The organism is Nostoc flagelliforme FACHB-838, from assembly GCF_014698065.1.
In the GTDB taxonomy this organism is placed as follows: Bacteria; Cyanobacteriota; Cyanobacteriia; order Cyanobacteriales; family Nostocaceae; genus Nostoc; species Nostoc flagelliforme_B.
The window spans coordinates 1-10,191 of sequence record NZ_JACJSI010000212.1; the positions used below are offsets into that span (position 1 = coordinate 1).

9 protein-coding genes are annotated in these 10,191 nt (G+C 41.0%); 8 read left to right on the top strand and 1 reads right to left on the bottom strand.

Translation table 11 applies throughout. The features are described from left to right. Window positions 1-312: 312 nt before the first annotated feature. From H6G97_RS37630 to coaE, 7 genes are all read left to right on the top strand, one after another. A complete protein-coding gene (locus H6G97_RS37630) occupies window positions 313-1,155 on the top strand; it encodes a methyltransferase domain-containing protein (RefSeq protein WP_190945798.1) in 843 nt (280 codons plus the stop codon). A gap of 147 nt (window positions 1,156-1,302) precedes the next feature. Further along, complete coding sequence (locus H6G97_RS37635; RefSeq protein ID WP_190945799.1) at window positions 1,303-2,286, top strand: homogentisate phytyltransferase; 984 nt, start codon at window positions 1,303-1,305, stop codon at window positions 2,284-2,286. A gap of 3 nt (window positions 2,287-2,289) precedes the next feature. Next, window positions 2,290-2,763 (top strand): tetratricopeptide repeat protein, encoded by a 474-nt coding sequence (locus H6G97_RS37640; protein WP_190945800.1) that lies wholly within the window; start codon window positions 2,290-2,292, stop codon window positions 2,761-2,763. Between the two features lie 615 nt (window positions 2,764-3,378). Beyond that, window positions 3,379-5,532 (top strand): hybrid sensor histidine kinase/response regulator, encoded by a 2,154-nt coding sequence (locus tag H6G97_RS37645; protein WP_199349922.1) that lies wholly within the window; start codon window positions 3,379-3,381, stop codon window positions 5,530-5,532. A gap of 413 nt (window positions 5,533-5,945) precedes the next feature. After that, entirely contained in the window at window positions 5,946-6,971 is a 1,026-nt protein-coding gene (locus tag H6G97_RS37650) for a tetratricopeptide repeat protein (RefSeq protein WP_190945801.1), read from the top strand. A gap of 117 nt (window positions 6,972-7,088) precedes the next feature. Next, window positions 7,089-8,684 (top strand): uroporphyrinogen-III C-methyltransferase, encoded by a 1,596-nt coding sequence (gene cobA, locus H6G97_RS37655; RefSeq protein WP_190945802.1) that lies wholly within the window; start codon window positions 7,089-7,091, stop codon window positions 8,682-8,684. 55 nt (window positions 8,685-8,739) lie between these two features. After that, window positions 8,740-9,336, top strand: coding sequence for a dephospho-CoA kinase (gene coaE / locus H6G97_RS37660; protein WP_190945803.1), 597 nt, complete (start codon window positions 8,740-8,742; stop codon window positions 9,334-9,336). Between the two features lie 85 nt (window positions 9,337-9,421). Here the strand turns inward: coaE and H6G97_RS37665 are convergent, their stop codons facing one another. After that, window positions 9,422-9,787: a DOPA 4,5-dioxygenase family protein gene (locus H6G97_RS37665; protein ID WP_190945804.1), complete on the bottom strand. Its 366-nt coding sequence runs from the start codon at window positions 9,785-9,787 to the stop codon at window positions 9,422-9,424. A gap of 217 nt (window positions 9,788-10,004) precedes the next feature. Between H6G97_RS37665 and H6G97_RS37670 the strand changes: the two genes are divergently transcribed. Beyond that, on the top strand, window positions 10,005-10,191 hold a 187-nt coding region (locus H6G97_RS37670), incomplete at its 3' end, for a helix-turn-helix domain-containing protein (RefSeq protein ID WP_190945805.1).

Below are 10,191 nucleotides of genomic sequence, written 5' to 3' on the forward strand. Positions count from 1 at the left end.
GGCATCATCAACAGAATAGTGCCTACAGTGATGACAGCTAGAAAACCCAAACAAATTGTGCGAGCAACAGTCATAATTAATTGAAAATTTCAAATTCAAAAACTCAATCATGCCAGGCATCTCGGAAACATCCAGTATGCCTAGGAGAGCAAAGGCAGCTTACTAAGGGAAAATCAGTAAATTTCTCCAGAGAAGAGAAAGCGGAGTTTATTATCCCTACAAACCAAAAGACCCTATTTTAATTAAAAACACACATGGTAGCCTAATGTGTATGTTTTTTTTATTCGGCTTTGTCTTAACACAGCTTTTTTCATGAGCGCAACACTTTACGAGCAAATTCAGCAATTTTACGATGCTTCCTCTGGTCTGTGGGAACAGATTTGGGGCGAACATATGCACCACGGCTATTATGGCGCTGATGGTAGTGAGAAAAAAGACCGTCGTCAAGCTCAAATTCATTTAATCGAAGAACTGCTCAATTGGGCAGGGGTACAAGCAGCAGAAAATATTCTCGATGTGGGTTGTGGCATTGGCGGCAGTTCTTTATACCTGGCTGAAAAGTTTCATGCTAAGGCTACAGGGATTACTTTGAGTCCTGTGCAAGCTGCCAGAGCAACGGAACGTGCTGCGGAGGCAAATTTGATTCTGAGAACTCAGTTTCAGGTCGCCAATGCTCAAGCAATGCCCTTTGCTGATAATTCTTTTGATTTGGTTTGGTCGCTGGAAAGTGGTGAACACATGCCAGATAAAACTAAATTTCTCCAGGAGTGCTACCGGGTGTTGAAACCTGGTGGCAAATTAATTATGGTGACTTGGTGTCATCGACCGATTGATAAGTTACCACTGACGCCGGATGAGGAAAAGCATTTGCAGGATATTTATCGGGTGTATTGTTTGCCTTATGTGATTTCTTTACCAGAGTATGAAAGCATAGCCCGTCAACTTCCATTAAACAATATTCGCACCGCCGATTGGTCAACCGCCGTTGCCCCCTTTTGGAATGTAGTCATTGATTCGGCGTTCACTCCCCAAGCGCTTTGGGGCTTACTCAATGCCGGTTGGACTACCATTCAAGGGGCATTATCGCTGGGGTTGATGCGTCGCGGTTATGAGCGTGGGTTAGTTCGGTTTGGGTTATTGTGCGGGAATAAGTAATTAAGGTTTGTAGTGAGGACTAAAGTCTTCACTACAAACTAATCTCAAAATTTTTACTTAATCTACTTTGATTCATGCAAGAAGTCTAATGACCAAATTCTGTGACAATGATTAACAACCAGCCAGAATATTGTATTTAAGCTACTCATGAGCCAAAGTTCTCAAAACACACCTTTGCCACGCAAACCTGTTCAATCATATTTCCAGTGGTTATACGCTTTCTGGAAATTCTCTCGCCCTCACACGATTATTGGTACAAGTCTAAGTGTTTTGGGTTTATATTTAATTGCTGTTGCCGTTAGTGGGGACGCGAGGAATACAGACGCGATTCATCGCGTCTCTACAACGTATTCCCTACTCCCTGTGTTGGGCGCCTGGATTGCTTGTCTGTGTGGCAATGTCTACATTGTCGGGCTAAATCAATTAGAAGATGTGGAAATTGACAAGATTAATAAGCCTCATTTACCCCTAGCATCCGGTGAGTTTTCTCAGCAAACAGGGCAATTAATTGTTGCTTCTATGGGAATTTTGGCGCTAGTTGTGGCGTGGCTAACTGGCCCATTCTTATTGGGGATGGTGGCGATTAGTTTGGCCATTGGTACTGCTTATTCTTTACCGCCAATTCGCTTAAAACAGTTTCCTGTTTGGGCGGCGCTGTGTATTTTTTCGGTGCGCGGTACGATTGTTAACTTAGGGCTGTATCTGCATTACAGTTGGGCGTTGCAACAAAGCCAAACAATTCCGCCTGTGGTGTGGGTGCTGACGTTATTTATTTTGGTGTTTACCTTTGCGATCGCCATCTTTAAAGATATCCCCGATATGGAAGGCGATCGCCTCTACAATATTACTACTTTCACCATCAAACTCGGTTCGCAAGCTGTGTTCAATCTAGCTCTTTGGGTAATAACTGCCTGCTATCTGGGAATAATTCTGGTTGGGGTGCTACACGTCGCCTCAGTTAACGCTATATTCCTAGTAATTGCTCATTTGGGGCTATTGGCTTGGCTGTGGTTGCGGAGTTTGACGGTAGACTTACAAGATAAAAGTGCGATCGCTCAATTCTACCAATTTATCTGGAAACTCTTTTTTATAGAATATCTGATTTTTCCTATCGCCTGTCTTTTGGCTTAGAAAATGCTAGAAACCTTTCCCACGAGTTCTATTATCGCTGCTCTTGTAGTTGTTCTCAGTCTGTCAATTCTTGGCTATTTCGCTTGGAAAACTTTGATTACCTCAAATTTGTTTCAAAAAGGAATCAATCTTGCCCAAGCAAAAGATTACCAAGGTGCAGAAGCAGCCTTTCGCAAAGTGATTTCTATCAACTCTACTAATGATGTCGTGCGTTTGTTTTTGGGAGATGTTTTAAACCAGCAAGGACAAGTAGAAGAAGCAACAGAATTATTTCGGGAAGTAATTCGCCGCAGTCCGAAAAATCCTGATGCCTACTTGCGTCTGGCGAATATTCTCATGCAGCAAAAGCGAGAAGAAGAAGCTAAAACTAACTTGATACAAGCTAAAGATTTATTACAAAAACAGCGCCAAACTGAAAAAGCTAAAAAAATCACTCAACTGGTAGATAAAATGAGTGCTAAGTCAAGTGAATCTTAAGTTTAATGAGAATTGGTGAGATTAATTTTTCCTATTCTATCTCCTAATTTTTTACCATTCCCATCATTATGGTGAGAATGGTTTTTATTTTGAAATTTACCGATATCTGGCGCAATTAGCGTACTTTCTTCCCACCCAAAGAGTATCTATTTAAAAACCGCGAAGACGCAAAGCAAGCGAAGAAAATATAAAATAAGGTTCGGTAATGTTCCAGAGGTAAGGGAGCAACTCATTATCAAAATCAACTTTTTTTAACGAACTGCAAAGAAAGAAAAGAAATGAATACTTAACTCAACTGTCTTGAATATCCGCTATTTACACAAGTTTTACAACTCACTTCATAGTTTTTACAATTACAATCGAAGGAAGCATCCCAATTTTTCAAAAGTTCACGGTACTGATGCAAAAACCCTTTCCAACTCTCTTACCTTTGCCCTCTTCTCTAGGAAACGCTACGCGTAGCTTGCTTATCCGTATAAATATACGTCCTTCTCTACAAGATGCTGCACTTAGCTTGCTTCTTCGTAAGAGTATGCGGTTCCCTTTGTCATTATCTTATTCCTATCTTCAGACAGGATGTTAGTAGATTTTATCGATTAAAAAAATTGAGTATTTATGTCAGACGTGATATCACAATTGTGGACTAACTTTTTTACATCAGAATCATTTATTCCACATGGACATTGCTATCTATGGCAAACGAATTTAGTTTGGTTACACATATTATCTGACGCATTCATCGCACTAGCTTATTATTCGATTCCAACTACACTCTTCTACTTTGTCCGCAAGCGACAAGATTTGCCCTTTGATTGGATTTTTCTCCTGTTTAGTGGATTTATCGTAGCTTGCGGCACTACTCATTTAATGGAGATTTGGACACTTTGGCATCCAACCTATTGGGTGTCGGGGTTTATCAAAGCCGTAACTGCAACAATATCTGTAATTACAGCATTAGAACTTGTGCCTTTAGTTCCACAAGCACTGGCACTTCCTAGCCCTGCTCAATTAGAACAAGCAAATCAAGAACTTCAAACACAAATAGCCAAACGCTCAGGGGTAGAGGAGGAACTACGAAAATACCAGAATCATCTGGAAGAAATGGTTGCTGTTCGCACCGATGAAATTACCAAAACTAACGAGCAATTACAACTAGAAATCCTTGAACGCCAACGCATCTTAGAAATTCTCCGACAAAGCGAAGAACGCTACCGTTACTTGGCTGAGGCAATTCCTCAACTTGTATGGACAACTAATGCTAAGGGTGAATGTGATTATTTTAATCAAAATTGGTGCCAATACACTGGGTTAACATTAGAGCAGTCCTTGGGTTCTGGTTGGTTAGCAGCATTGCATCCAGATGATGTCCAAAGAGCTGATAAGGTGTGGTCTGATGCTGTAAAAAATAGCACTATATATAATAATGAATATCGCTTTAAACGAGCTGCTGATGGCTCCTATCGTTGGCAGCTAGCGCGAGGTTTACCACTTAAAGACGAGCAAGGTTTTGTAGTGAAGTGGTTTGGAACATGTACAGATATCCACGAACAAAAACAAATACTTGAAGAACGGGCGCACCTGCTGGAATTAGAACAAGTAGCACGAGCAAAAGCAGAAACAGCCAATCGAATTAAAGATGAATTTTTAGCCGTCCTCTCTCACGAACTACGCACTCCACTAAACGCAATTCTCGGCTGGTCAAAGTTGTTGCAAACCCGCAGATTAGACCAAAATAAGACATCTGAAGCACTAGCTACAATCGAGCGGAATGCCAATTTACAGGTTCAACTCATTGAGGACTTGCTAGATATCTCCAGAATTTTACAAGGCAAACTGACGCTGAATATTACGAAGATTAACCTAGAATCTACGATATTGTTTGCGCTACAGACAATGCGTTTAGCGGCAGAAACAAAGTTGATTGAGGTGAATACAACATTTGCACCGAATATGGGACAAGTTATGGGTGACTCAACTCGTTTGCAGCAAGTCGTCTGGAATCTCGTTTCTAACGCTATCAAATTTACACCCAAGGGGGGAAAGGTAGAAGTGCGGCTAGAGCAAGCTGATGGCTATGCTCAAATAATCGTTAGCGATACAGGTAAGGGAATTAGGGCTGACTTTTTGCCATTCGTGTTTGATTACTTCCGCCAAGCAGATAGCACCTCTACAAGAAATTTTGGTGGATTAGGGCTGGGATTGGCAATTGTGCGTAATATCATTGAAATGCATGGCGGCATTGTCCAAGCAGAAAGCCACGGTGAGGGTAAAGGGGCAACATTTACTGTTAGCTTACCGCTTCTGCCAAATGAAAGCTTAAGGCTGACGGATAAACAAAAATACCCTGTATTGTTAGCTTCTAGCTCCTTACCCCTCGCTGGTATCCGGGTTTTAGTTGTCGATGATGATGCTGATTCGAGAGATTTTATTGCTTTTGTATTAGAGCAAGATGGGGCTTTTGTCATGGCGGTATCTTCTGCTTTAGAAGCATTACAAACCTTAGCAGAGGTAAAGCCAGATGTGTTAGTCAGCGATATTAGTATGCCCGATATGGATGGCTATATGTTAATAAATGAAGTGCGAACCTGGGCACCAGAACAAGGTGGACGAATCCCAGCAATAGCCTTGACAGCATTTGCAAGAAATAATGACCAAGAAAAAGCATTAAAAGCTGGGTTTCAGATGCATTTACCCAAACCTCTTAACCCCGAAAAATTAATTGCAGCCATTTTTAAACTTATGGAAAGAAAAGCGTCTTCAATTATTTAAAAAACAATTTTTTAATCATAAAAAATCTTTGTTTATTAGAGATTTCCAGTTAATAAATAGCCTATAGCCCGAGACAAGGTGTTGCGTCTCCACAAATCTACAAATAATTTGGGATAATTAATTTTTTGCAAGTCCCTTTATAAAATGTAGAGACGTATCGCTGCTACGTCTCTACAAGGGTTATGGATAACGCATAATTAATTTCTGGAAATGTCTACTCTCATATAAATAGATATTTATATGAGAGTAGACTTGTATCAAGTTAGGTTAATCACTTATAATTCCTGCTAGAGTCCCGCCAAAGCTACGCTTTTGCTTCCCTTAGATCAAGCAAAGAGGGGCTGGGGTGTTTTTATGATGGCAATTAGCCGAACTGAACATTATATGTAAACCGGGCAGGTAAGGTAATAAAAATGCTGAAAAACAAGAATCTACTGGTAGCAGCTATTATCTGCTTGTGTTTGAGTAATGGAAATAGTGCCTTTGGTAAAGATGTTGGCGTTGTTTTATCAAAAATTCCAAACTTAGATCAAGCAGCACTTCCTCAGAATAAAAATGCAGTTGCTAACTACAAGCAAGGAATCAATCTCCAAACACAAGGAAATTTAAAAGCAGCAGAGGCGGCTTTTCGGAAAGCTATTAAACTAGAACCAAAATTTGTCCAAGCTTATATTGCTTTGGGAAATACTCTCGACGATCAAGGCAAAGCAGAAGAAGCGATCGCACAATACAATCAAGCTATCAACCTTGATCCTAAGTATCCTCAAGCTCACTTTTACTTAGGAAATGCTCTGTATGCTCAAGGCAAACTAGAAGATGCGATCGCTCAATACAATCAAGCCATTAGCCTTGCTCCCAAGTATGCAGACGCTCACTATTACTTAGGGAATGCCTTGTATGCTCAAGGAAAACCAACAGAAGCAGTTGCCGAATATACAGCAGCTATTGATTTTGATCCGAAAAATTCACTAAGTTATAATGCTTTGGGAAATGCTCTGTACGCTCAAGGCAAACTAGAAGAAGCGATCGCTCAGTACAAAAAAGCTATAACGTTCGATCCCAAGTATGCAGACGCTCACTATAATTTAGCAAGTGCTTTATACGCTCAAGACAAGCTAGCAGAAGCAGTCGCGGAATATAATCAAGCGATTCGCCTTGATCCCAAACATGCACAAGCTTACACGGGTTTGGGAAATGCAATGGACGATCAAGGCAAGCCACAAGAAGCGATCGCACATTACAAAAAAGCCATTAGCCTTGTACCCAACTATGCTTATGCTTACTATAATTTGGGCATCGCTTTGGGAAGAGAACAACAGCTAGAAGAAGCGGTTTTAAATTTCCAAAAAGCCAAAGAGTTATTCCAAGCAGAGGAAAACAAGGAGATGGTTGAGCAAATTGATCAGCTAATCCAAAAAATTAATACGCGAACGAATTGAATAGAGGGGATTGGGGAAGGTGGGGCCCCCTCTGGAGATAAGGGGTAATGGGGACTAGGAAAGAAGCAGAAGAGTTAGGGGAAGAACTATTGATTATTGACAAATGACAAATAACAAATGATTCAAGAAAGGGGCAAGGTTTATCTTGTAGGTGCTGGGCCTGGAGATGTAGCATATTTAACAGTAAGAGCTTACAATCTTTTAGCTACTGCTCAGGTGTTAGTTTACGATGCTTTAGTAGATGCTCAATTATTGCAATGCGTACCAGATGATTGCCTGAAGTTGGATGTCGGTAAACGCGGTGGTAAACCCAGTACAACCCAAGCACAGATTAACAAGTTACTGGTGACGCACTGTCTGCAAGGAAAACAAGTTATACGGCTCAAATCAGGCGATCCGTTGATTTTTGGGCGTTGCACTTCCGAAATTGAAGCGTTGAAAGCATCTGGTTGCGATTTTGAACTGATACCAGGAATTTCCTCAGCCCTTGCAGCTCCGTTATTGGCAGGAATTCCCCTGACAGATCCGGTTTTAAGCCGCTGTTTTGCAGTTTTTACAGCTCATGAACCAGAGCTTTTAGACTGGGAGGCACTCTCACGTTTAGATACACTGGTAATTCTCATGGGGGGGAAACATTTACCAGAAATTGTAGATCAACTGGTACGGCACGGGCGATCACACTTAACACCCATTGCTATCATCCGTTGGGCGGGAACTTCCGATCAAGAAATTTGGACAGCGCAACTGGGCAATATTCTGGAACAAACCACTGACTTATCCCTTTCTCCAGCGGTAATTATAATTGGCGAAGTTGTTGGGCTACGTAAGTACTTACAACCTGAGAAAATAGATTATCAGGATTCTACTACAGCCAAAATTCCTAGCCCTCCTGCTATGTCAAGTAACTTCTCCCTATCTCCTCTTCCCCTTACTGGTAAAACAATCTTGGTGACACGTTCAGTTGGACAGTCGAGCCAATTTAGCGATCGCCTCATCGCATTAGGTGCTACAGTCATCGAAATGCCTACCTTAGAAATTGGCCCGCCCTCTTGTTGGGAAGCTTTGAATGATGCGATCGCTCATTTATCTGACTTCGACTGGTTAATTCTCACTTCTACCAATGGCATAGACTACTTTTTTGAAAGGCTAATTGCCCAAGGTAAAGATACCCGTGCTTTAGCAGGTGTCAAAATTGCCGTCGTTGGCGAGAAAACAGCCCAACGTCTTAAACAACACTCTCTCCAACCAGATTTTATTCCCCCCAACTTTGTTGCCGATTCTTTAGTAGAAAATTTCCCAGATAAACTCGATGGTAAAAAGGTTTTATTTCCCAGAGTTGAAAGCGGCGGAAGAGAAGTTTTAGTTAATGAATTAACTCTCAAGGGAGCAAAGGTAATTGAAGTTGCCGCATATCAATCTTGTTGTCCTAGTAGTATTGCACCTGCGGCAGAGTTAGCTCTCAAAAACCGCAAGGTAGATGTAATTACCTTTGCCAGTTCTAAAACTGTGCAATTCTTCTGTCAACTTACTAACAATATATTTTGCCAAAACTCTAATGCTAGCGAATTCTTAGAAGGCGTTTGTATTGCCTCTATCGGCCCCCAAACCTCCAAAACTTGTCATGCTTTATTCGGACGTGTAGATGTAGAAGCCCAAGAATATACTTTAGATGGTTTAACGCAAGCGTTGATAACATGGGCAACCAATTCTTAGATGAGGGACAGGGGAAGCAAAGGGAGAATAACAAATGACAAATGACAAATGACAAATGACAAAACGTATAATCGGCTTAACTGGGGGTATTGCCACAGGCAAAACCACTGTCACCAATTATTTAGCTAGCGCTTATAATCTGCCGATTTTGGATGCAGATATTTATGCTAGAGAGGCAGTATCTTTGGGTTCGCCTATTCTGGGTGCGATCGCACAACGTTACGGCGAACAAATTTTATTACCAGATGGTAGCCTCAACCGCCAAAAGCTAGGCGAAATTATCTTTAATCGTCAAGATGAACGCAACTGGATAGACAATTTGATTCATCCTGATGTGCGCGATCGCTTTCTCAAAGCAATAACCCAGTCCTCCTCACAAACACTAGTGTTAGTAGTGCCTCTATTATTTGAAGCGGGAATGACTGATTTGGTTACAGAAATCTGGGTAGTGCGTTGTTCTCAAGAGCAACAACTACAAAGATTGATACAACGAAACTATTTAAATAGAGAACAGGCACAAGCCAGGATCAACAGCCAATTATCTATCGAAGAAAAAGTAGCTCATGCAGATGTTGTTTTAGATAACTCTTCCACCCTAGAAGTACTATTAAAACAGGTAGATGTAGCTCTAAAAACCAAAAGTCTTCACTAGAGCCTATTTATCTTAAAAAACATAAATAATATATAAAAAGTTTATCAATGAATATTATATAGATCAACAAAATGAACTACTTATCTTAATTGGATGAAGTCGAACTCAGTTGTCTAAGAAACTCAATATTCAAATCTAGCTTTTTTCCTAACCATAAGGAATTATCCGCATGATCTGCCACAGCATCGCCTGTCTCAGGGTGGACAAGAATATCCAATCCCTCACGATTGAGCATTAACCAGGGGATAACTTTATCAAACTGATTCGGTAAGAAAGCAACTTGATACATTCCTTTGGGGTGGGGGCCGATGGGCTTATCAAACCAGCGTCCGAGTTGCACGTCAAACCTAGCGCCCAATTCTTCACGTACACGCGCCGCTACATCCATACTCGCGCTATCGAAGTAAACATGAGCGTGAAAACCAGTGATCTCGATAGTATCTTCTTTCATAAGATCCACTTTTCGCTCTCAACTCTAATTTTGGGTAGCGGACTTTTTTTTCGCTGAAAAAGCGATGTCTACGACGGGCTATGCCTAGGCTCCATCTTAACTCAATACCGTGTACTTGTTTGTAGTAAAAACTCAAGTCCTTACTACAAACCCGCAAAACTAAGCTAATCGGCACTTAAGTTGCATAATAAGAAGAGGAAGTCGTTTAAAAGCAACTATGCCACCAGCAGCTAAAAAGTTTTTAACGTCGGAGCAAGTCAGTAAGCTACAGGAAGGTCTAAAAGAAAGTGGCCTACCACACGTCAGAGAAAGAATTTTAATTATTTTGCTACAGAATGATGGAAAACCACAACGCGAAATTGCTAAATTTTTAGGTTGCTCACCCAGAACAGTAGCATATTGGT

What these genes read in the sequence shown, in the direction of transcription:
- H6G97_RS37650 (WP_190945801.1), top strand. Translation starts at nt 5,946, where the DNA reads ATGCTGAAAAACAAGAATCTACTGGTAGCAGCTATTATCTGCTTGTGT.
- H6G97_RS37665 (WP_190945804.1), bottom strand. Translation starts at nt 9,787, where the DNA reads ATGAAAGAAGATACTATCGAGATCACTGGTTTTCACGCTCATGTTTAC.
- H6G97_RS37635 (WP_190945799.1), top strand. Translation starts at nt 1,303, where the DNA reads ATGAGCCAAAGTTCTCAAAACACACCTTTGCCACGCAAACCTGTTCAA.
- H6G97_RS37630 (WP_190945798.1), top strand. Translation starts at nt 313, where the DNA reads ATGAGCGCAACACTTTACGAGCAAATTCAGCAATTTTACGATGCTTCC.
- H6G97_RS37640 (WP_190945800.1), top strand. Translation starts at nt 2,290, where the DNA reads ATGCTAGAAACCTTTCCCACGAGTTCTATTATCGCTGCTCTTGTAGTT.
- coaE (WP_190945803.1), top strand. Translation starts at nt 8,740, where the DNA reads ATGACAAAACGTATAATCGGCTTAACTGGGGGTATTGCCACAGGCAAA.
- cobA (WP_190945802.1), top strand. Translation starts at nt 7,089, where the DNA reads ATGATTCAAGAAAGGGGCAAGGTTTATCTTGTAGGTGCTGGGCCTGGA.
- H6G97_RS37645 (WP_199349922.1), top strand. Translation starts at nt 3,379, where the DNA reads ATGTCAGACGTGATATCACAATTGTGGACTAACTTTTTTACATCAGAA.